General features: G+C 68.7%; 15 protein-coding genes. 11 read left to right on the top strand and 4 right to left on the bottom strand.

Features of this window, described 5'->3' with window-relative positions; genetic code table 11:
- Positions 1–4: 4 nt before the first annotated feature.
- The 5 genes from ODR01_RS16650 to ODR01_RS16630 are packed head-to-tail and all read left to right on the top strand — an operon-like array spanning position 5 to position 5,035.
- Positions 5–1,957, top strand: coding sequence for an MFS transporter (locus ODR01_RS16650; RefSeq protein ID WP_316978814.1), 1,953 nt, complete (start codon positions 5–7; stop codon positions 1,955–1,957).
- Positions 1,954–2,985, top strand: a complete 1,032-nt coding sequence (locus tag ODR01_RS16645; RefSeq protein ID WP_316978813.1) for an ABC transporter substrate-binding protein — start codon at positions 1,954–1,956, stop codon at positions 2,983–2,985. Before ODR01_RS16650 ends, ODR01_RS16645 begins: the two co-directional genes overlap by 4 nt.
- The gene (locus ODR01_RS16640) at positions 2,982–3,701 is read left to right on the top strand and encodes a GNAT family N-acetyltransferase (protein ID WP_316978812.1); all 720 of its coding nucleotides are present in this window, start codon (positions 2,982–2,984) and stop codon (positions 3,699–3,701) included. Before ODR01_RS16645 ends, ODR01_RS16640 begins: the two co-directional genes overlap by 4 nt.
- A 60-nt stretch (positions 3,702–3,761) precedes the next feature.
- Complete coding sequence (locus ODR01_RS16635; RefSeq protein ID WP_316978811.1) at positions 3,762–4,418, top strand: ParA family protein; 657 nt, start codon at positions 3,762–3,764, stop codon at positions 4,416–4,418.
- Positions 4,415–5,035 carry a DUF697 domain-containing protein gene (locus ODR01_RS16630; protein ID WP_316978810.1) on the top strand — a complete coding sequence of 207 codons (621 nt, stop codon included), beginning with the start codon at positions 4,415–4,417 and terminating at the stop codon, positions 5,033–5,035. The genes ODR01_RS16635 and ODR01_RS16630 overlap by 4 nt, the downstream gene beginning before the upstream one ends.
- A 6-nt stretch (positions 5,036–5,041) precedes the next feature.
- Here the strand turns inward: ODR01_RS16630 and ODR01_RS16625 are convergent, their stop codons facing one another.
- Positions 5,042–6,136 carry a TAXI family TRAP transporter solute-binding subunit gene (locus ODR01_RS16625; protein WP_316978809.1) on the bottom strand — a complete coding sequence of 365 codons (1,095 nt, stop codon included), beginning with the start codon at positions 6,134–6,136 and terminating at the stop codon, positions 5,042–5,044.
- A gap of 114 nt (positions 6,137–6,250) precedes the next feature.
- On the opposite strand from ODR01_RS16625, the gene ODR01_RS16620 reads away from it, so the two are divergent.
- Complete coding sequence (locus ODR01_RS16620; protein ID WP_316978808.1) at positions 6,251–7,390, top strand: diaminopropionate ammonia-lyase; 1,140 nt, start codon at positions 6,251–6,253, stop codon at positions 7,388–7,390.
- A gap of 13 nt (positions 7,391–7,403) precedes the next feature.
- Here ODR01_RS16620 and ODR01_RS16615 read toward each other — a convergent pair whose 3' ends face one another.
- Positions 7,404–9,017: a cyclic peptide export ABC transporter gene (locus tag ODR01_RS16615; RefSeq protein ID WP_316978807.1), complete on the bottom strand. Its 1,614-nt coding sequence runs from the start codon at positions 9,015–9,017 to the stop codon at positions 7,404–7,406.
- The gene (locus tag ODR01_RS16610; RefSeq protein WP_316978806.1) at positions 9,018–10,733 is read right to left on the bottom strand and encodes a cyclic peptide export ABC transporter; all 1,716 of its coding nucleotides are present in this window, start codon (positions 10,731–10,733) and stop codon (positions 9,018–9,020) included. It lies immediately after the preceding gene.
- A gap of 176 nt (positions 10,734–10,909) precedes the next feature.
- On the opposite strand from ODR01_RS16610, the gene ODR01_RS16605 reads away from it, so the two are divergent.
- The 3 genes from ODR01_RS16605 to ectB are packed head-to-tail and all read left to right on the top strand — an operon-like array spanning position 10,910 to position 16,645.
- Positions 10,910–12,211 carry an efflux RND transporter periplasmic adaptor subunit gene (locus ODR01_RS16605; protein ID WP_316978805.1) on the top strand — a complete coding sequence of 434 codons (1,302 nt, stop codon included), beginning with the start codon at positions 10,910–10,912 and terminating at the stop codon, positions 12,209–12,211.
- Complete coding sequence (locus ODR01_RS16600) at positions 12,208–15,366, top strand: efflux RND transporter permease subunit (RefSeq protein WP_316978804.1); 3,159 nt, start codon at positions 12,208–12,210, stop codon at positions 15,364–15,366. Before ODR01_RS16605 ends, ODR01_RS16600 begins: the two co-directional genes overlap by 4 nt.
- Before the next feature lie 25 nt (positions 15,367–15,391).
- Positions 15,392–16,645, top strand: coding sequence for a diaminobutyrate--2-oxoglutarate transaminase (ectB, locus tag ODR01_RS16595; RefSeq protein ID WP_316978803.1), 1,254 nt, complete (start codon positions 15,392–15,394; stop codon positions 16,643–16,645).
- A 24-nt stretch (positions 16,646–16,669) separates the two neighbouring features.
- Here the strand turns inward: ectB and lanM are convergent, their stop codons facing one another.
- Positions 16,670–19,912 (bottom strand): type 2 lanthipeptide synthetase LanM, encoded by a 3,243-nt coding sequence (gene lanM / locus ODR01_RS16590; RefSeq protein ID WP_316978802.1) that lies wholly within the window; start codon positions 19,910–19,912, stop codon positions 16,670–16,672.
- Positions 19,913–20,012: 100 nt separating this feature from the next.
- Between lanM and ODR01_RS16585 the strand changes: the two genes are divergently transcribed.
- Together ODR01_RS16585 and ODR01_RS16580 are read left to right on the top strand one after the other, a co-directional pair.
- Positions 20,013–20,969, top strand: coding sequence for a GNAT family N-acetyltransferase (locus ODR01_RS16585; protein ID WP_316978801.1), 957 nt, complete (start codon positions 20,013–20,015; stop codon positions 20,967–20,969).
- On the top strand, positions 20,966–21,643 hold the full coding sequence (locus ODR01_RS16580; RefSeq protein ID WP_316978800.1) for a 4'-phosphopantetheinyl transferase family protein: 678 nt from the start codon (positions 20,966–20,968) through the stop codon (positions 21,641–21,643). Before ODR01_RS16585 ends, ODR01_RS16580 begins: the two co-directional genes overlap by 4 nt.

Genomic DNA, 21,643 nt, shown 5'->3' with positions numbered 1-21,643 from the left:
CTGGATGGCCGACACGACCTTCAAAAGCCTGGCCGTGGCGGGCGTGGCGCTGCTGCTGGCGCTGGCCGGCGTTTCCTGGCTGGCCATTTCCTCGAGCGAGCAGCTGCTGTTTCCGGAATTGACCCAGAAGGCCAGGGCGGAGGCCGAACAGGTCGGCCGCAAGGTCGATTACGCGCTCACCCTCGGCATTCCGCCCGATCGCCTGGTCGGGCTCGACGTTCTTTTTGCCGGCCTCAAGGAAAGCGACCGCGACGTTTCCTTCCTCGGCCTGACCGATGCCTCCGACCGCGTCCTGCACGCCTACGGCGTCGACACCGAAGGTCTTCTCGCCGTCCTGGGTCTGCCGGCCCGGGGATCGCTGTTCGAAGGACTGGCGGCCGGGCAAAGCCTGCGCGCCGACTATCTGGTCACCGCGCTGCCGCTGCGCGTCGGCACCCTTTACCTGGGGCACAGCGAACACGCCCTGATCCAGCCCCTGATCGACAACCTTTTCGACATCGCCATCGTCGTCCTGGTGGCCATGCTGCTGGCCTTCGAGGTCATGCTGCTGGTCCTGACACTGAACATTTCCCAGCCCGCGCAGGCGGCGACGACGGCACTGCGCGCCGTGACGGCCCGCCGCTTCGACCTCGTCACCGGCTTTGCCGGCCCTGATGAGCTGGGGGCCTTCCTGGGACGGGTGGATTCCCTCATCGCCGCCACCGCCGCCCGCCTGGGCACGCGGTTGCGCTCTCTTCGCGGCCCCTCGCTGGTGGGGGTGCGGCTGCTGTCGTTCCTGTTCGTTTTCGCCGAGGAACTGGCCCGCCCCTTCCTGCCCAGCTATGTCGACGGCTTCGTCCATCAGATGTCCGACCTGGGAACAGCCATGGCGACCGGCATCGTCATCGGGATGCACATGCTTATCTTCGCGCTGGTCATGCCCGTCGCCTCGATGCTCTATGTCCGCCTCGGCCGCCGCCGCCTGTACATCGCCGGCACCCTCCTCGCCTCGGTGGGATTGGCCGGGACCGCACTCGCGGCCGGCTATTGGGACCTGCTGGTGTGGCGGGCGCTGTCGGCCACCGGCTACGCCACCGCCTTCGTCGCCTGCCAGGGTTTCGTGCTGGAAGTGACCAACCGCGACAACCGCGCCCAGGGCGCCGCGATGATGGTGGGCGGCATCACGCTGGCCGACATCTGCGGGCCGGCGATCGGCGGCATCGTCGCCGAGCGCATCGGCTACAGCGCGACGCTGCTGATGGCGGCGGCGGTGGCGGCGTTGACGGTGCTGGCGGTGCGCGGCCTGATGGGCCGGGATGCCGCGCATGCCGAGGTCCCCGGGCGCATCACGTTCAGGGACTTCGCTATCGCCTTCGGCAACCGGCGCTTCGCCGTCCAGCTGTTGCTGGCGGCGTTGCCGGCCAAGTTCCTGCTGACCGGCTTTCTCTTTTACCTGGTGCCGCTCACCCTGGCCGATCTCGGCAACCCGGAGGGCGACATCGGCCGCGTCGTCATGGTCTATGGCCTGGCGATGATGGCGGGCAGCCCCCTGTTTGCCCGCGTCTCCGATCGCTGGCAGCGCCATGGGCTGGTCGTCGCCATCGGCGGCGTGATCTCGGCGATCGGCATGATCGGGTTGCCGTTTGTCCCCGCCGCCCTTCTCGTCGTCGCCATCCCGGTCGCGGTTGCCGCCCTCGGCTTCGGGCAGTCGATGTCGATCACCGCCCAGGTGTCGCTGGTCGTCTCCCTGCTGCCGGCGACCGGCAGACAGCGCGGCCAGTCGCCGGGCTTGACGGTGCTGCGCTTCGTCGAGCGGATGGGCGGCGGATTCGGACCGGTCGTCGCGGCCGCCCTGGCGGATTCTTTCGGACTGGTCGGGGCGATCGGCATCCTTGGCCTCTATGGGTCAATCAGCTTTCTCCTCTACGCCATGTTGGCCGCCTACGGTCGGGTCGACGCCGGGGAAGCGGGCCGATGAGGCGGCGGCGCGCCCTGGCGATGGCGACGCTGGCCGTCCTGGCGCTGATCCTTGGCCCTGCGGCGGGCGCCCTGGCCGCCGCCCCTGCCGCGGCCGAGAACCGGGCTTTCCGCATCATGATGATCCTGTGGCGCGGCGAAACGCCGGTCGAGCGCGGGTTTCGCTGGCAACTGCTGGGACGAGGCGTCGCTGTCGAGTTCCTGGTACGCGACCTGGCGCGCGATCTCGGCCGCCTGCCGGCAGTGCTGGCCGAAGCCAAACGGATCCGCCCCGATCTCATCTACACCTGGGGCACCGGTATCACCTTGGGCACGGTCGGCCGCTGGGATGCCCCAGACCCCGCACCCTATATCGCCGACCTGCCGGTGGTGTTCGCCATGGTGTCGGCGCCGGGCGCAACCGGCATTGCGCCGCCGCCCGGCACGCCGCCCCGGGCCAACGTCACCGGGGTTTCGCACATCGCCCCCTTGCCCGCCCAGATCAAGGCCATCCGTGCCTACCTGCCGCTCACCCGGCTGGGCATCGTCTATAACGCCGCCGAACCCAATTCGCTGGCCAACGTCGAAGAGTTGAGGGCGCTGGCCCCGGAAATGGGGTTCACCCTGCTGGAAGCGCCGGTGCCGCCCGACGCCACCGGCGCCCCCGACCCCGCCAGCCTGCCCGGGCTGGTCGGCGGCCTCGCCAAGGCCGGTGCCCAGATTCTCTACATCGGCCCGGACACCTTCATCGGCAACCAGCGCGACGCGCTGACCGCCGCCGGCCTCGCCCACGGGATTCCTTGCTTCACCGCCACCGAGCTGGAGATCCGCGAGAGCGACGCCATGCTGGGCCTGGTCAGCCCGTACGAGGCGGTCGGGCGGCTGGCCGCCGAAAAGGCCCGCAAGATCCTCGTCGAGGGGCAACCGCCGTCGGCTTCGCCGATCGAAACGCTGGAGCATTTTTCCTATCTCATCCGCCTGCCGGTCGCGCTTCAGTTGAAGCTCTACCCGCCGCTGCCGCTCCTGGACTATGCCGAGGTGATCCGATGACCGGATCGCCGCCGGCCGTGAACGGAACGCTTCATTGCCGCGACGGCCGGCCGTGCGCGCCGGTTCCCTTCGAGGGACGGCGCCTGGGCGAAGCCGACCTTGGTGCCGTCATCGCGCTTCACCGGCTGGTGCTCGCCAGCATGCCGGCCCATCTGCTGGCCACCGAAACCGATGCCTTCTTCGCCGACCACATGGCGCGCATCGGCCGCATCCTGGGGCTGTTCGCCGAGGAAAGGCTGATCGCCTATGGCGTGCTCGGGCTGCCGGGGTCGGACGATCCCAGTCTCGCCGACGACCTGGGGTGGGCGGCGGAGCGCGCCCGCGTCGCCCACATCGATGGCATCAGCGTGCTCCCAGAATGGCGCGGCAACCGGCTGCAGCGGGTCCTGATCGCCTGGCGACTGCGCGAGGCCGCGGCAGCCGGCCGGTCGCTGGTCATCACCACGGTGGCGCCCGGCAACACGGCCAGCCTGCGCAACGCCCTGGCCGAGGGTTTGACGATCCACGCGCTCCGCCAGAAGTACGGCGGCTGGCGCTATCTGATGGCGCGCGACCTCGACGGTCCGCTTGCGCCTTCCGCGGCTAAAGGATGCTGGATCGACGCCGCCGACATCGCGGCGCAGGAACGCCTGCTCGCCGCCGGAGCCATCGGCTGGAAAGCGGAACCGGGAGCGGCCGGCATGCGGGTGTGGTTCGCCCCGGCCGCCGGGACGTGAGGGCTGGACCGCCGCCGGGGCTTCTATATGATCACAGCGGGCGCAGAAGGGGGATCTGCCATGAGCAGAAGGGCCATCGTCACCGTGGCCACATTGAAGGGCGGCAGCGGCAAGAGCACGCTGGCGAGCTGCCTGGCCGTTCACTGGCGGCTCAACGGCCGCGATCCCGCCCTGGTCGACGCCGACCCGCAGCGCACCCTGGCCCGCCTCGCCGAACGGCCGCAGGCCTTGGGCGGAGTTCCGGTCATCGAGGACAGCAGCGCCGACGTCGTGGCCACCGCCCGCCGCCTCAGCCGGTCCCACTCGCCGGTGGTCATCGATACCGCCGGCTTCCGCGCGCCGGCCACCCTGGCGGCGCTGGCCGAGGCCGGGCTGGTGGTGGTGCCGGTGAAGGCCTCGCCGCTCGACGTCGACGTCATGATCGACACCGCCCGCACGCTGTTTTCCACCGTCGACGGCGGTGTCCCCCATTTCCGCTGCGTGATGATGCAGACCACCCGCGACAGCGTCATCGCCCGCCACATCCGCAGCGAACTGATCGAGGCCGGCTTTCCCCTGCTGGAGAGTGAACTGGTCAACCGCATCGTCTATGGCGAGGCGGCGCTGTTCGGCGCCACGCCGTCGCTGATCGAACCGCGCGGCGCGGCGGCGCACGAGATCGCCGCCCTGGCCGACGAGATCGACGCCCTGCTGGCCCACGCCAAGGAGACCCGATGAGCAAGAAGCTGCCCAAAGCCACGGCCCAGACCTTCGACGACATCCGCCTTCAGCGCGACGCCCAGCCGAAGGGCGCCGCCGGGACGAGGGCGAAAACGGCGGCTACCAAGCGCCGGGCCACCGCGAAGGGCGCCGCCCGCCCGGAACCGGTCAAGTCCACGCCGCCGGCGCCTGCCGCCGAGGCCGCCCGCGAACTGCGCGAGGCGCGGGCCGGACAGATCGTCGAACGCTTTACCGCCTATTCCGCCGTTGGCAGCATCATTCCTATCCCGCTGGTCGACACCTTGAGCGTGGTGCTGCTCATCGTCGCGATGGTCAAGTCGCTGGCCGACCTTTACGAGGCGCCGTTCAGTCGCGACCGGGTGCGTGCCGCCGTCGCCGGGGTGCTGGGAGGCGCCGGACAGGCCGGCGTCGGCTCGGCGATCACCGCGTGGCTGATCAAGCTGACGCCGGGGGCCAACATGGTTGGCGCCGCGGCATCGTCGGCGGCCTCGGCCGTGCTGACGCGCACCATTGGGCGCGCTTTCGTCCTGCATTTCGAGACCGGGGGAACGGCGCTGGAATTCGATGCGGCGGTCCTGCGCGCCCACTTCGAAAGGGTGCGTGCCGCCGCCTGACGCCGATCAGTTGATGGGGGGCTCGCGAAGCCAGCCGATTTCCCGCCAGTAGCGGGCGGCCCCCGGATGGAACGGCAGGAAGTTGCCCTGCTCGAACATCTCGCGGGTCTTCACCGCGCTCAGCGACGGATGGGCCGAGCGGAAGGTCTGGATTTCCTCGACGACGCTGCGCGTCACCCAGTAGACGAGATAGGGATCGACCGGCTGATAGGCGATCAGCGAGGCCTTGAAGCCATAGGAACGGACCGGCTCCTGCTGATCCGGATAGGTGTTCGCCGGAATCTCGCCATGGAAATAGAAGCTTCGCTCGCCGAGCAGCTTGTCGGTGCCGGGCGAGGCCATGCCGACGATGCGCGCGCCGCAGATTTCGGCGGCGTCTCGGAAGGGCGCGGCGGGATGGCCGATCCACAGTCCGAAGGCGTCGATGTAGTCGCCGCACAGGCCCATGACGTTGTATTCCTGGGTCACCGAGAACGCCTGCTCCAGATCCCCGATGGCGAGGCCCTGGGCGGCCAGGAATTCCAGCCACAAGGCGCGTGACGCCGTTCCCTCGGAACCGAGGTTGACCCGCTTGTCGCGCAGGTCGGCCGGGCCGAGTATGCCCGATTCCCTGCCCACCGCCATTGCCCCCAGCTCGTTGTGGAGCGACATCACCGAATGCCCGCCGGGCAGCGCGATCTGGCCTTTCGAGGCGTAATAGTTGGTGTCCGACTGCACGATGACGAACTGCGCCCGCCCCTGTTCCATCAGCGACACGTTGCTGGCGACGCCCAGTGAGCGCAGGGGAACGCAGTGGATGCGATGTTTCGCGAAGTTTTTTTCCATGGCCCGGCAGATGGCGCTCGCCACGTAATAGTAAACGCCGATGGTGCTGCCGCTGTAGATGGCCACGAAGTAATCCCGTGCCTGGCCCGTTGTCGATGGCTGCAGCGCATCGCCGCCAAGTACTTCCATGTACTGGGAGCGCGGGATGGCGTCGGGCTTGTAGGAAAGCTGGCCGACGGCCAAGGGCGCCGGAGCATCGGCCGCAAGCGCCGCCGCGCTCGACCACGCGGCCATGAAGACGGCCGCGGCGGCAATTGGCAGGCGACGCATGTCCATTCGTTCCCTTCCCTCTCCGGACGTCAGATCGGCGGAGTATAGCGAAGCCCGGCGGGCTGTGGTAGGCATGCTGTCCTTGTCAGCCGGTTCCCCGAGTCAGCCTGCGGCGGTGCCATGTCGACCGATGCTTTTGCCCTCACCAGCCGTCCGGGGGACTTCTATCACAATCCGTTCTGGCGGCCCGACCGGCCCTATGACGCGGTGGCGGCGACCCTGCGGCCGGACGAGATGGACCAGGCGGCCGAGGTCATCGGCAGCTGGTCCGAATACCGCCCGACCCCGCTCCGCTCGCTCGCCGGCCTGGCCCGCCAACTGGGCCTCGGCGCCATCCTCTGCAAGGACGAATCCGGCCGCTTCGGTCTGGGTGGCGTCAAGGCCCTGGGGGCGCCGTACGGCCTTCAGGTGCTGTTGCGCGAAAAGGCGACCGTCGCCGCCGGCCCCCGCACGGCGATCGCCGCCACCGACGGCAACCACGGCTTGGCCCTGGCCTGGGCTGCCGGGAGGTGTGGCTGTCTGTCGCTCATTTTCGTCGGCCGCGACGTCGACGCCGGCCGGCTTTCCCGCATCCGGGCGACGGGGGCGGCCATCGAGATCGTCGATGGCACCTACGACGACGCGGTGGAAGCCGCCGAGCGCCGTGCCGCCGCCGACCCGGCCGCGCTGCTGATCACCGATACCGATTACACCGGCGCACTGCCGGTCTGCCGCGCCATCATGGCCGGCTATGCCCTGTTGGCTGCCGAGGCCTGGCGGGACGGACTGGCCGGCCAGCCGCCGACCCACGTCTTCCTGCATTGCGGGGTCGGCACCATGGCGGCGGGCATCACGGCCGGGCTGTGGCGTCACCTCACCCCCGCCACGCCGCGCGTCATCACTGTCGAACCCATCGCCGCGGCCTGCCTGCTGGCCAGTCTCAGGGCCGGGCGGCCGGTCCAGGTGGAAGGGGCGCTGGCCACGCGGATGGCCGGGCTGGCCTGCGGTCGGCCGTCGCTGCCGGCATGGACGGTGCTGTCCAAGGCCGCCTTCGCCGGCATGACGGTCGGCGAGGATACAGCGGTGGCCGTGCAGGAAGGCCTGGCAAACGGTGCCTATGGCGATCCGCCGCTTGCCGGCGGCGACACCGGCATCGCCGGCCTGGCCGGGCTGGTGGCGGCCGCCGCCGATCCCGAAGCGCGCGGCCGGCTGAACCTTGGCCCCGACAGCCGGGTGTTCGTCGTCAACAGCGAAGGCCCCTTGCCGGTCCCGGCCGGCTGACGGCATCGGCGCCTCAGGCGCGGAAGCGCCCTTCCTCCATGTCGAGGATGCGGTCGGCGACGCCGAAATAGCGGTCGTCGTGGGTGACGCAGACGATGACGCGATCCGGCCGCTTGAGGGCCGGCAGCAGCTTCTCGTAGAACAGGCGCCGGAACTGCGGGTCCTGGTCGGCCGCCCACTCGTCGAGGATCAGCACCGGCTTGTCCTCGAGCAGCGCCACCATGAGGGCGAGGCGCTTGCGCTGCCCGCCCGACAGATCGACGGTGGTGAAGGCGCCATCGCGGACGGCGACCTTCTCGGCGATCTGCAACTGCCGCAGCAGGGCGTCGGCGTTGGCGGGATCGATCGGCCCCACCCCATAAAGCCGGCGGAACAGGTGATAGTCCGAGAAGACGGCGGCGATATGGTCGCGATAGGCTTGGCGTTGGCCGGCCCGCAGGGGCTGGCCATTGATCCGCAGCGTTCCCTGGTCGGGCTTCAAGAGCGCGGTCAGCAGGCGCAGCACGGTCGACTTGCCCGAGCCGTTGCCGCCAGTCACCACCACCAGTTCGCCGGTCCGGAAGACGACGTCGAGCGGGCCGACCGAGAAGCCCGGCAAGCCATCGGCCTCGCGGTAGGAAAAGCGCACGTGATCGAGGGCGATCTCGCGGATCGGCTCGGCCAGCCCCTCGGTGTCCTCGTCCTCGCCGTTGGAAAGGGCGTCGCTCAGTTTTTTGGCCACCCCCTGGACAGCGGCCAGCGCCGATCCCGCCTCGGCAATCGCCGGAATGGCCTGGGCGACGGTACCGATGGGGCCGACCAGGAAGAGGGCCACCGTCGTCGCCTCGACCGCCACCCTGGCGAAGCCTTCGGAAAAAAGCGGCACAACAAAGACCATCAGGCCGAGCAGCAGGAAGAAGACGACCTGAATGAAGGCGAATTCGATCCCCCATTGGCGCTTGATGGCGCTCTTGCGCTGGCACACCTCGGCGGACAGGCCGGACAGTTCGGTCACCACCTGTTCGGCGCGAAGCGCGTTGACCCGGATCTCCTTGAAGCCGTCGAGCACGTGCCCAAGGCCGCCGAACAGGCGCTGTTCGTCCCGAGACACCCGTTGCATACTCTCGCTCAGGGCCCGCGAGCGCCGGAAATGGATGGCGAGCGCGGTGACGCTGAAGACGGCGGCGATGACGAAGGCCGACAGCGACAGCCACGCCAGGAACAGCGCCACGAAGACCAGGGTCACCGCCTGCTGGGCGCCGATGACGAGCAGCGGCATGGTCCGCGAGATGGTCTGGGTGTCGTTGGCGAGAGCGGCGAACAGCGGGGCGCGGCCAAGCGAGTCGAGGGCCGGGATGCCGGCTTTGCGCACCCCTTCGAACAGTTCCAGGCGCAGACGCTGGATGATCGCCTCCACCTCGTGGGCGGTCGTCGTCATGACGTAGTTCTGCGACAGGATGAACAGCGGAATGGCGGCGAGGAACGCCAGAACCATCAGCAGGCTGATATCGCCCGACGACGCCTTCTCGGCGCCGAAGGCGATCAGGCCGAGGATGAGGGTTGTCGACACTGCCGACAAAACCGTCATCACGGCCAGTCGTCGAAGGTCGATCGCGGCCTCTCGGCGAAGAAGCGAGAGAAGCTCCATCTACTTCGCCCCCCCCGGCTCGACCGCCAATTCGGAGAGCTTGCCCTCGTCCAGGTGGAGGCGGCGGTCGGCGACGTCGAAATAGGCGTCGTCGTGGGTGACGGCGATGATCGTCATGCCCTTGGCCTTGAGCGCCGGCAGCATCTCCCGATAGAACTTGCGCCGGAAATGCGGGTCCTGATCAGCCGCCCACTCGTCGATCACCAGGATCGGCCGTTTTTCCAGCAGGGCGGCGATGAGGGCCAGGCGCTTGCGCTGGCCGGCCGAGAGGTCGAGGCGATCGAAGCGGTCTTCGGCGAACCGCACGATACCCGCCATCTCGAACCAGGCGATCAGATCCTGGGCCATCGCCCCGTCGATGGACGGCACCCCGTACAGCCGGGGAAACAGGTGGTAGTCGGAAAACACCGGCGCCATCATGTCCTGGAAGGCCCCCCGGGTGTCGGGGCCGATCGCCACGCCGTCCACCTGGATACGGCCGTGATGGGGCCGATAGAGGCCGGTCAACAGCTTGATCAGGGTCGACTTGCCGGAGCCGTTGCCGCCGGTGATGAACACCACCTCGCCGCGGCGCACCGCCAGATCGACCGGCCCCAGGACGAAGGAGGGTTTCCCCTCGTCGGCGCCATAGGCGTATTCGACGCCGCGCAGCGCGATTTCCCGGAAATCGGCCGGCATCGGCGGCGCCGTTGGATCGACGGCCGGCTCGGCAATGGCCGCCAGTTGCGCGTCAAGCGCCAGCATGCGGCCGGCCGCCGCCTCGGCGCCGCTGAGCAGCGGCAGGGTCTGGATGAGGCCGCCAATCGGCCCCGTCATGTAGAGGACCGCCATCGTCACCTTGACGATGTCGCCGTGGAACGAGGTCGAATAGAGCGGCACCACGAAGACCACCACCGCCAGCAGGAAGAAGACGGCGACTTCACCCAGGATGAACTGCTGGAAGGCGCGGACCTGGACGTCGACGCGGATGTCGGTAGCCGACTGCGAAATCGCCCCGAACACCTGCCCGAGATCGCGGCTGCGCGCGCTGCTCAGGCGCACCTCCTTGAAGCCGTCGAGAAGGTCGGTGATGCTTTCGAAAAGCCGGGCCTCCTCTTTCATCATGTCGGCGTAGCGGGCATTCAGCCGCCGCCCGGCAAAGCCGAACATGGCACCGCCGATCAGGGTGAACACCAGCACCAGGATCAGCGCGGTGGTCGAGAGATAGGCGATATAGACGAGGATGGCGGCGATCAGCACCACCGAGCGCAAGCCGATCGCCAGGTACTGAGAATTCTGCGACAGGGTTTGCGTGCCCTGGGTGATGCTCTCGTAGAACACCGCCCGGCCCATGCTCTCGACCTTCTCGAAGTCGGCGCGACACAGGCGCCCCAGGAGACGCGTGCGCAGGGCATCGACCGCCGTCTCGGCACCGGCGCAGACCCGCGAGATCAGGAACACTTCTGCCGTCGCGAACAGGACCAGCCCAAGGACGAACAGGCCGGCCAGAAGCCAATTCACCTGCTCGCGTCCGGACTCGGCGATCTCGCCGGCCGCCATGTTGACCATCGCCAGCACGAAGGCGCTGCTTACCCCCGAAACGAAGGCGCTGGCCAATAGGCGGTTGCGGGGCGTCATCCCCTCGGCAATGAGCAGGCGGATCAGGTTCATCGGAAAGGCGTCGTCCCCCTCGGTCGGCGGCGGCCCGGAAAACCGGGCGCGCCGCAGTGTATCCACAAAGCGCCGCCGCCGTCCACGGCGCCGTCCGTGATTTGGCCACCCGCGAATCCCTGGCGAACCCCGCACGTGCTGGTATTTTCACGGGTCGCGCTTTGGCACCTCACAGTTGCGGGCCGTCGGGATTTGAACAATAGTGACGACGGTTGGACATATCGTTCAACAAGGGGGGCGCGATGGCGGGCAGGCAGGGAATTACAGCCGCATTTCTGGTTCTGGGGTTGCCTTTTGCCCTTGAGTCCGCCGCCACCGCCCAAACCGCGCCGACGCCCGTAACGGTGGCCGTCACCGAGGTCACGCGAGGCCCCATTCGGGCCTGGATTTCGGCAGAGGGCACGGCGCTTGCGGCGCGCCGCGAGATCCTGCATTTCGACCGCGCCGGCAAAGTGGTGGAAATCGGCCGCGACGCCGAAGGCCAGCCTTTGCGCGAGGGATCGGCGGTGATGGGGCCGGCGAACGGCAAGCCAGGCCAACTGATCGGCCGCCTGGACGAACGCGACCTTGGTGAGCAGGTCGTTTCCCAGGTCGCGCAGACCGAGGCCGCCCGTCAGCGCGCCGAGGGCGCCCGCAGCGCCATCAACGAGGCCCGCTCGGCGCTGGCCCATGCCGAACAGCAACTGGCCCGCGCCCGCGATCTGGTCACCAAGGGCATCGCGCCGCGCAAACAGCTCGACGATGCGGAGAACGACCAGCGGCAGGCCAAGGCGCGCGTCCAGCGGGCCGAAACCGACATGGCCGCCGCCCAGGCCGAGGCCGATGCCGCCCAGTCGCAAATCACCCAGGCCCGCATCCGCATGGAGCAGAGTACCCTGCGCGCGCCCTTCGACGGCGTTATCGGCTTCATGAACCTGGCGGTCGGCGATTACGCCTCGCCGTTGCCGGCCGGCCTCCAGGAAATGGGCCAACTGATGCGTATGGCGGCGGCGGTGGTCATCGATCCGACCGCCTACGAGGTGGTGGTCGAGATCCCCAGCTTCCAGGGCATGTCGCTGCGCCGAGACATGCCGGCCCAGATTGCCTGGGGCGGCACCAACCTGTTCGACATCGCCGACAAGATGGCCGGCTCCAACGGCAAGATCTCTGCTCTGCCCATCGCCAGCGCCGAGGTCTATGCGGTGGCCCCCACCATCGCCCCGGACAGCCGGGCGGTGCGCGTACGCTTGCGTACCTTGGAGGGCGCGGGACACCTTCTCGACGGGCTCTATGTCGCGGTGCGCATCCTGACTGACGAGCGCATCGACGTGGTCCGCGTTCCGATCGAGGCGCCGCGGTATGTGGCCGGCGAAGGATACGTCTTCGTGGTCGACGGCAAAGCCGGCACCGCCCATCGCCGCATCGTCAAGTATGGCCTGACCGACGGCGGCATGATCCAGATCCGCGAAGGCCTGGAACCCGGCGAGATGGTGGTCGTCGCCGGCCAGGAACGCTTGGCCGACGGCGCCCTCGTCCATGTGGCCAGGTCGGGCAGCGGTTCATGAGCGGCAATTCCGCAGCCGGTGGCGAGAGCGGGCCGGGCAAACTGTTCCGGTTTTTCTTCATCGACACCATCTTCGCCGGCGTTCTCGGCGTTCTGCTGCTGCTGGGCGGCCTGTTCGCCTATACCTCGATGGTCAAGGAGGGGGCGCCCGATCTGGCGATCCCGGTGGCGCAAGTGCGGGTCCTGTGGCCCGGCGCCTCTCCCGAACTGGTCGAGAAGGAGGTGACGACGCCGCTCGAAAAGGCGATCAAGTCCCTCAACAACCTGAAACAGATCTCCAGCGGGTCCCGCTCCGGGTTGGCGCTTCTCGTCGTCGAATTCCAGGCCGACGCGCCGATCGAGGAATCGATCCGCTCGCTGCGCACGAAGGTGACCGAAACGGCCAGCCTGCTGCCGCGCGACAGCGGGGCACCGACGGTCGAACAGATGTCGACCACGGACGCGCCAATCCTCACCTACATGATCCACGGCAACGTCGGCGACGCGGTCCTCGGCGACACCGCGCGAGACATCAAGGAACGCCTGGAACGCATCGGCTCGCTGCGCAAGGTGGAAGTGTCGGGCGCCCGCCAGGAGATCGGCCGGGTGCTGATCGATCCCATGCGCCTCAACGCCGTCAATCTCAGCATGACGATGGTGAGCGATGCCATTCGCGCCGGCAGCGTGGACCGGCCGCTGGGTGAAATGCGCGATGGCCGCACCCCCGCTTCGATCAATCTGGCCGGGCGTTTCACCACCGTTGACGAAATCCGCCTGCTGCCCATTCAGCAGATGAAATCCGGCCGCATCGTCCGCCTGGGCGACTTGGCCGAGGTGCGCCGCGAACTGTCGACGGAAAGCGTGCGCACCTTCGTCAGCTTTGCGGGCAAGCCCTTCGCGAAAGGCGTCAGCATCTCGCTCTACAAGGCGCCGGGGGCCGATACCGTCGCAGCCGTCGCCCAGGTGCGCCGGACCGTCGAAAGCTTTCAGATGCCGAAAGGCGTGGAGGCCTCGGTCCTGACCAACGAGGCGGTGGATGTGGAAGAAAAGCTGGCCAGCGTCTTCAGCAATGCCGTCCAGGCGGTCATCGGCGTCGTGCTGATCCTGCTCGTCATGCTCACATGGCGAGAGGCCGTCATCGCCGGCGCCGGGGTACCGATCACCTTTCTCGGCAGCATCGCGGTCGTCTTTGCCTTCGGCATGACGATGAACGAGATGGTGGTCATCGGCATGGTGCTGGCCCTTGGCATGCTGGTCGATGTCTTCATTCTCGTCATGGAGGGCATGCACCAGGGGCTTTATGCCGAGGGGCGAAGCTTCGATTCCGCCGCCGGGGTCACGGTAAAGCGCTTCGCCCTGCCCGCCTTCGCCGGCCAGTTGACCACCATCCTGGCCCTGACGCCGCTGTTGTTCCTGCCCGGCATCGACGGCAAATTCATTCGCCTCATTCCGTTCACCGCCATCATCTGCCTGGTGATCAGCTATATCGTCGCCTTCGTATGGGCCCTGCCGTCGTCCCGCCATTTGTTGGGACGAAAACTGAAGGGCGACGGTGTCACCCGCGTCGACCGCATTACCAATCGCGTCTCGGGCCGCCTGCTCACCTGGGTCCTCGCCTATGTCGTGAGTTCGCGCCGCGCGGCCGCCCTGTGGATGACGGGCGTTCTGGTGCTGGTGGTCGCCTCGCTGGCGGCCGGCGGCCTGCTGCCGTCGGAGGCCTATCCCAAGGTCGACGGCCGCAACATGGGGATCACCGTCGAACTGCCGCCCGGAACGCCGCTGGACCGTACGGCCGAGGTCGGCCTCAAGGTGGGCGACATCCTGCGCGCCAAGCCCTATTTCCAGAGCACCATCGCCTATGTCGGCCAGAAGAGCCCGTTTTCCGTCACCTCATCGGCCGAGCGCATCGCCGATACCCCGGGCACCCATGTCGTCGGTTTTTCGCTGGTCCTGACGCCGCTCGACGCCCGCGACGGCCGCCTAGCCTACACCTATGTCCCGGAGCTGCGCCGTGAACTGTACCAAGCCCTGGCCGAGGTGCCAGGGGCCAGTGTGACCCTGTCGCCGCAGGGCGGAGGCCCCGGCGGCGGCGACGACCTGCAGATCGACGTCCAGGGCGAAGATCTCGACCAGTTGCGCAATGCCGCCCAGGAGGTCGTCGCCGCCCTTGCCACCGTGCGCGGAACCGGCGATGTCCGCGACGACATGGGGCCAGCCCGGACCGCCCTGGTCGTCACGCCGGTGCGCGAAGCCTTGGAGTTTTTCAAGATCCGACTGACCCCGGTGGCCGAAGAAATCGGCTTGGCCATGGGGGAGACGACGGTTGCCAAGCTGAAGCGCAGCGCCACCGAGGACGACGTACCGGTGCAACTCGGCGTCGCCTGGCCGAGCCGCAACGGGGAGGCGGGGCCGCCGACGTCATGGAACGACCTGATGCTCGTGCGCGCCTCCGGCCCCGACGGCACGCGCATCGACCTGGCCTCCATCCTGATCGCCGAGTACGGCAGCCTGCCGCAGGTCATCGTGCACAGCGACGGCAATCGGACGACCTCGGTGCGCGGCAAGGCCGAAGGCAGCGGCACGGCCGCGATTCTGCGCGCCGCGTGGCCGGAAATCGAGAAGGTCAAGGCTCGCTACCCCAACCTCAGGATTGGGTTGGCCGGGCAGTTGGCCGAAGCCAACCAGACCAACTCGAACATGATGAAGATGTTCCTGCTGACCATGGTTCTGATGTTTGGCCTGCTGGTTCTGCTGTTCAATTCCTACCGCCTGCCGTTCATCATCCTGTTCTCGGTGCCGTGCGCCCTGATCGGCACCCTGGTCGGCTTTCTGGCCATCGGCATGCCGCTGTCCTTCCCGGCGATGGTCGGCATCGTGTCCCTGCTGGGCATCGTGGTGAACGTTTCCATCGTCATGGTCGAGACGATGCGCGAATTCATCGAGCTCGGCCGGTCCGTCGGCGAGGCGGCCGCCCATGGCGCGGCCGACCGCCTGCGGCCCATCCTGTCAACGACGCTGACCACCATCGCCGGCCTTGCCCTGCTGTCGCTCAGTAGTCCAATGTGGCAGCCGTTGTGCTATGCCATCATCTTCGGACTGATGGCGGCGACGGTGCTGTCTTTCATCGTGGTGCCGGCGCTGTTTGTTCTGTTGTCCCCACGGGCCGCCCTTCGCTAGCGGCCCTGCCTATGGAAGAAATCCGATGGACGTTTTCGAACGCTTCGAATCCGAGGTGCGCTCCTATATCCGGGGCTTTCCCGACGTGTTCACCGCCGCCAGGGGCGCGCGCATCACGGGCCGCTCGGGGCGCGAGTACATCGACTTTTTCGCCGGCGCCGGGGCGCTGAACTACGGCCACAACGACGACGCCATGAAGCGCCGCCTCGTCGACTACCTGGCCGGCGACGGCATCCTGCATTCCCTCGACATGGCGACGGCGGCGAAGGAAACCTTCCTCACCGCCTTCCACGACACCATCCTGGCGCCGCGCCGGATGTCCCATCGCATGCTGTTTCCGGCGCCGTCCGGCGCCAATGCGGTGGAGGTCGCGCTGAAGCTGGCCCGCAAGGCGACCGGCCGCCAGCGCATCGTCAGCTTCGAGAATTCCTTTCATGGCATGACCCTGGGGGCGATGGCCGTTTCCGGCGGGTCGGCCCGCCAGTCCACCATCATGCCGGCAGTCGGCGGCACCACCTTCATCCCCTTCGATGGCGCCCAGGGCCCCGGCGTCGATACCCTGGATGGGCTGGAACTCCTGCTGTCGGATGCGCGCGGCGAGGCGGACCAGCCGGCCGCCTGCATCGTCGAAACGATTCAGGCCGAAGGCGGTATCAACGTCGCCTCGATGGAATGGCTGCGTCGTCTCCAGGGCATCTGCCGCGCCGCCGGCATGCTGTTGATCGTCGACGACATCCAGGTCGGCTGCGGGCGGACCGGCCCCTTCTTCAGCTTCGAGGCGGCCGGCCTCGATCCCGACATCGTCTGCCTGTCGAAGTCGCTGTCCGGCCTGGGGTTGCCGATGGCCATGGTCCTTGTCAAGCCGGCCTGCGACAGCCTAGCGCCCGGCGAGCACAGCGGCACCTTCCGCGGCTTCAATCCGGCCTTCGTCACCGCCACCGAGGCATTGCGCTTCTGGCGCGACGACGCGCTGGAACACGAGGTCGCCCGCAAGGCCGGCATCGTCCACGCCCGGCTCGATGGAATCGCGCTGCGCTACCAGGAGGTGGCGAGGCCGCCGGTCCGCGGCCGCGGCCTCATCCAGGGCCTGCCCACCGCTTCGCACGCCGTCGCCCGGCGGATCGCCGGAGAAGCTTTCGCGCGCGGCCTCGTCCTGGAGTCCTGCGGACCGCAGCACGAGGTGCTCAAGGTCCTCTGCCCGCTGACCATCGCCGACGACGATTTGGCGCAGGGTCTCGACATCCTCGACGCCGCCGTGGCGGCGGTCGCCGCCGCATAGGAAACGGCGCCCCCAAACGTCGCGTCAGCAGAGCGCCAGCGGATTGGGCAGGTCGTCGGTGCCGCTTAAGCGCAATAGGGCATAGCCGACGCCGGGCAGCCCCTGAAACAGCCCAAGACGGAACGCGGCGTCGCTGCCGGGCAGAATGAAGCCGTCGAGCCCGCCCGCCCGCCGGAGCCAGGCCGCCGCCCGCCGCCGCGCCAGGTCCCGCAGGCCGGGATCGTCCAGAATACGGCCGGCGGCATCGAGGATCATCAGCCGGCCGGCGTTGCCACAGCACAGGTGATCGGGATCGGCGTCCGGCCACCCGGCGATGGCGGACAGCGCGGCGGCGATGTCGGCCCGCGCGGCGGCGTCGTCCAGCACGTCGAGCCCGGCCAGGCGGGCCAGCCCGATGCCGGCGGCGCCGTGGCACCACTGGCAGGGAAACGAGACACTCTCGTCGCTCCTCAGGTCCGGCCAATTCCCACGTTCGGCGTCGAAGAGGGAGCGCTCGTAGTCGAGACCCAGCCGCGCGGTTTCCAGAAATCCCACCTCGCCACACGCCGCATGCAGCCTTAACAGCGCGTAGACGATGCCGGCGGCGCCGTGCGAAAAGCCGGTCAGCGGCCGCGAGAAGACGCCCCGCCAGTCGGTCGCGCCGGCCACGGCGGTCAACGGCCGGGCCGGGATGCGTCGGCCGCAATCCGCCGCCCGGTCCAACACCCAGGCCTCCCCGGTCGCCCGGTGCAGGGCCAGCAGGCCGAGGGCCGCACCCGCCGATCCGCCGATGACGTCGAGCACGCGGTCGGCGGCGATGGCCCGGCCGTCGATCAGGGCGGCCGCCCGTTTGGCGTCTTCCAGCAGATCCGGCGCTTCCAGCAGCGCCGCCGCCTGTGTGAAGGCATAGACAAGCGACCCCACGCCACCGACACCGCCGATGCCCAACTGGCGGACCATTTCGGCGGCGAGTTCCGGCCGGACCAGCCGGAAGCGGGCGGCGGCGAGGGCTTCCAATGCCAGGTCGCGCCAGCCCGTGTCGCCGGTCGTCCGAAAACAGGCGGCGAGGAAGAGCGCGACGCCCGCCTGCCCGCCGTAAAGGCCGGCATCCAGCGGCTTCAGGTCAAACCCCTTGCCATCCGCCGACAGGCCAAGGCCGATCCAGGCCGCCGCGCCATGGCTGTGCACCGCCCTTTCGGCGAGCAGGCCGGCGATCGACAGGGCGACGGCACGGGCGGCCCGGTCATCCGGGTCGCTCCCCTCCTCCGCCCACGGCCGCCGCTGACGGGCCGGGATGACGTTGGAGGTCGCCGCCTGGACGATGATTTTCGCCTCGTCGTCGACATGGGCTGCCAGCCGCTCCAGCCGCTGATCCAGCTGCGGCCATACGGCCGGCTCCAGAAGCCCCGGCGCGATCGGCTCGCCGTCGATCCAGCAGCCGGTTACCGCCCCCTCGCCCAGAAGCAACGGAATATCGTAGCGGGCCAGCGCGGCACGCTCGCCGGACACCACCGGCCAGCCCGGATCGCGGTCCAGGTCCCAGCGGACGTTGCGCGTCAGGCGATCGAAATGGCGGCTCCAGGCGACGCCGCTGGCCTGGTTGGCCGGCCCTCGAGCCTCGCGGCGCAGGATCTCGTAATAGGCGGTGGCGCGCAGGACGTGGCGCAAGCGGCAGCCGGCGAAGCCCGCCAGCGGTCCGTCCGCCGCGAACAGAGCCTCCCGTCGGGCGGCCAGAAACATCACCATGTCGCGAAAACCGGCGGCGACGGCGGCAGCGTGATCGGCGATGCGCAACGGTTCCCCGTTCGCCGTCAGCGCCAGGCCGGCGGTGGAACGTTCGACCTCGCGCCGTTCCTCGTCCATGTCGTCGCAGCCGATTCCGGTGAACACCCATTCGGGAATGGTGAGGGCATCGGGCGAGGCCAGTCCGCCGACCTCGGTCTCCCGTCCGGCGATGCGCATGCGCTTGGGCAGCAGGCCGACGGTAAGGACCGAGTTGTCGAGGCAATTTTGCGCCTCCGCCTCGGCCATCAGGGCCGGTTCCCTCATCCTGTCTAGCACGAGGTTCGGCTGCAGGACCGTCTCGAGGTCGATGGGCACCGGAACGGCATCGCGCGCGACGATGTTCTCCTCGTGCATGTCGCTGGCCCGCAGCCACCGCATGACCGCCAGCAGGCCGCCAACCCGCCGGAAGAACGCTGCGACGCGGCCGGCGGCGATCTCGGTGCCACCCTCGACGAACTCCATCCAGCCGTACCCCGCCCGGGTCCAGGCGCGGGCCGCCCCCAGTTCGACCGGCGCTTCCGCCCGCGCCAGCCAAACCGCCAAGCCGTGCCAGGCGTCCTCCATCGACAGATCGCGCGGCTTGTAGACCAGGCGCCCGCCATCGGCGAAGCGCAGAATGGCGACGCCCCGGCCATGGTCGTGGGGATCGGAGATTCCAACCTCGAAGCGCGCGACCGGCGCCGATGGCGAGAGGCCGGCGAAACGATCGGTGAATCCGGACCGGTCGGCGACCAGACGGCGCAGCATTTCGGCGCTGGCCGTCCGCCATTGATCGACGATCACCGCCAGCAGGCGGATCATCACCGGTTTGTGGCGGACCAGGGTGGCGAACACGCCGTCACGCATGGCGGCGACGAACGCCGCATAGATTCCGCGGCCGGCCGGCGCCTCGGCCAGCGGCTCGGGCTTGGCCATGCGGAAGAACTTGAAGCTTTCGAACAGGGTCAGGCTGGCGATTTCGGCGAGACGCCGCAGCAGGGCGGCGTCGAGGTCGGCCAGCGCTTTCTCATCGACAGTCTTGGCGACGGCCGGTGCGACGTCGGCCAGCAAGGCATCGCGGCGAGCCCGCGCGGCCCGCACGGCCGGCCACAAGAGATCGGCGAACGGCACCTCGCCGGCCAGTTCCGGAGACAGCGGCAACCCATCATCCTGGGCGGCGGCGCCCAGGATTGCGGCAAGCAGCCAGCGCGCGGTGTCGACCCAGGCCGGCAGCGGCGCCGCATCGCGCCAGCGCACCGGCCCCAACAGCGGCCGGACGTCGCCGGGGGTCAGGCCGTCGCGCGCCAGGCGTCGCCCGAACTGCACCGCATCGCCCAGCGCCGCCGACTGGCACCACAAGGCGAGGTGGCGGTCGGCCACGGCCTCCCATCCCGCCTCCCCGGTGGATTCCAGGCATCCCCCGAGACGTTCGTCGATGGTGCTGGCGGCCGCCGCCAGTGCAAGCCAGTCGAGGCCGTCCCCGTCGATTGTCGCCGCTCCGCCTTCGGCCGCCCGTCCATCCATGCCTTCATCCCGTTCGGCTGTTTGTCGTTTTCAGGATTTGGAGTATAGGTCGCCGGTCATCCACCGCCTATCCGCTTCGGCATTCCAACCGGGCCGTTCCATGACCTTCGTTCGACTGACCTCCGACTCGACCGGCGCCATTCTCGATTTCATGCTCCAGCATGGCGACGCCCTCCTGCGGAAGCGCGTCGGCGAGCCGGATGCGGCGGCCCAGCTTTTCCGGAACCGAAGCCTCTATGGCCGTCATGACAAGGACGGATTGACGGCGCTCGTCAGCGTGGCCGAGCGAACGCACCTGACATGGCAAGGGCGGATGTATTTCCCCTTCGTCATCCTTCCCGACCCGACTCTGGAGCGGAAGCGGGCGGCGCTCGCGGACTTCCTGGCCGTCTGGCGGGCCGAGGAAAGCCCGTATTGGCGGCGCATGGTCATCTACGACGACACGCCCGGCGAGGACGAGGCGCCATTCCTGGCGGCGCAAGGTTTTCACATGGTCCGCCGCCACCTCAAACACGTGCGCGAACTGGCCGGCGGCCCACCGCCGGCCGAGGAATTCCCGCGCGTCGGCGAAGCGCTGGCCAAAGGCTATACCCTGTCGATGCCGACGGTGGCCGATATCGAGGCCGATGCCGAACTGGCCGACCGGCTGGTGGCGCTGCGCAACGCCACCTTCGCGCTGCGCGACAACGCCGATCGGTGGACGCCGGCCGAGATGCTGCGCCAAATGAAGCTGCCCGGCGCCCTTATGATCGTAGTCTGGCACGGCGGCATGCCGGTCGGACTTACCCTCCTCTTCCATATCCAGGACGGCGACGACAAGGGCGAGGCCTACGTCTCGGAAATCGTCATCCACCGCCGGCATTGGGGCAAAGTGGCAGCCGATTTGCTGGGCCTGGAGATGCTGCGGAAAACCTGCGCGATGGGCGCGCTGACCATCGCCGGCATTGCCGACCAAAGCAACCGGGCGTCGTGCAACTTGATGGAACGCTTCGGCTTGACCGTCCGCAAGACCTCGGTCTCCTGGTCGCTGGATCTGCCGCCATCGGCTCCGCGATGACTCCTGGGACGGACGTCACCCTCTGGCGCATCCCGCTGCCGGAGAAATCGCCGGGACCGCAAGCCTGGGCCCTGTTGGACGACCGCGAGCGCCAACGGGCAGAGAGGTTCATCCACGATCGCGACCGCCACCGCTTCGTTGCCGCCCATGCCGGCCTGCGCCTGGCCCTGGCGGCAGAGACGGGGCAGCCGCCCCGCGCTCTCGGTTTCACCGCCACGCCCGGCGGCAAGCCCCAGTTGGAGCGCCATGCCCTGTCCTTCAACCTGTCGCACAGCGGGGCCATCGCCGTGGTGGCAACATGCCGGGGAAGCGCCGTCGGCGTCGATGTCGAGATGGCCGGCCGGCTTAGGGATCTGGACGGCTTGGCCGGCATGGTGATGACGCCGGACGAACAGGCCCGCTTCGCGGTCCTTCCCCAGGACCTCCGTCAAGTCGCCTTCATGCGGGTGTGGACGCGCAAGGAAGCGCTGCTCAAGGCCGACGGCCGCGGCCTGACGTACGATCCCCGGAAGGTTGAGGTCGACATCGACGACGGCGCCGAACGCACCGTCGTCCTCGAAGGTATCTCATGGACTCTGCGCGACGTTGCGCTGGCCCCGGACTTGGCTGCCGCCGTCTGCGTCAGCGGACCCCTGGCGTCGATCCGCCAGCGCAGTGTCGCCCCGCTCGCCTGA

It is taken from the genome of Shumkonia mesophila (genome assembly GCF_026163695.1).
Lineage (GTDB): Bacteria > Pseudomonadota > Alphaproteobacteria > Rhodospirillales > Shumkoniaceae > Shumkonia > Shumkonia mesophila.
This window is presented reverse-complemented; position numbering and strand designations above follow the sequence as displayed.

Bases quoted from the DNA above. Each gene is read 5' to 3' on its own strand.
- ODR01_RS16650 (WP_316978814.1), top strand. From the start codon at position 5: ATGGCCGACACGACCTTCAAAAGCCTGGCCGTGGCGGGCGTGGCGCTG.
- ODR01_RS16645 (WP_316978813.1), top strand. From the start codon at position 1,954: ATGAGGCGGCGGCGCGCCCTGGCGATGGCGACGCTGGCCGTCCTGGCG.
- ODR01_RS16640 (WP_316978812.1), top strand. From the start codon at position 2,982: ATGACCGGATCGCCGCCGGCCGTGAACGGAACGCTTCATTGCCGCGAC.
- ODR01_RS16635 (WP_316978811.1), top strand. From the start codon at position 3,762: ATGAGCAGAAGGGCCATCGTCACCGTGGCCACATTGAAGGGCGGCAGC.
- ODR01_RS16630 (WP_316978810.1), top strand. From the start codon at position 4,415: ATGAGCAAGAAGCTGCCCAAAGCCACGGCCCAGACCTTCGACGACATC.
- ODR01_RS16625 (WP_316978809.1), bottom strand. From the start codon at position 6,136: ATGGACATGCGTCGCCTGCCAATTGCCGCCGCGGCCGTCTTCATGGCC.
- ODR01_RS16620 (WP_316978808.1), top strand. From the start codon at position 6,251: ATGTCGACCGATGCTTTTGCCCTCACCAGCCGTCCGGGGGACTTCTAT.
- ODR01_RS16615 (WP_316978807.1), bottom strand. From the start codon at position 9,017: ATGGAGCTTCTCTCGCTTCTTCGCCGAGAGGCCGCGATCGACCTTCGA.
- ODR01_RS16605 (WP_316978805.1), top strand. From the start codon at position 10,910: ATGGCGGGCAGGCAGGGAATTACAGCCGCATTTCTGGTTCTGGGGTTG.
- ODR01_RS16600 (WP_316978804.1), top strand. From the start codon at position 12,208: ATGAGCGGCAATTCCGCAGCCGGTGGCGAGAGCGGGCCGGGCAAACTG.
- ectB (WP_316978803.1), top strand. From the start codon at position 15,392: ATGGACGTTTTCGAACGCTTCGAATCCGAGGTGCGCTCCTATATCCGG.
- lanM (WP_316978802.1), bottom strand. From the start codon at position 19,912: ATGGATGGACGGGCGGCCGAAGGCGGAGCGGCGACAATCGACGGGGAC.
- ODR01_RS16585 (WP_316978801.1), top strand. From the start codon at position 20,013: ATGACCTTCGTTCGACTGACCTCCGACTCGACCGGCGCCATTCTCGAT.
- ODR01_RS16580 (WP_316978800.1), top strand. From the start codon at position 20,966: ATGACTCCTGGGACGGACGTCACCCTCTGGCGCATCCCGCTGCCGGAG.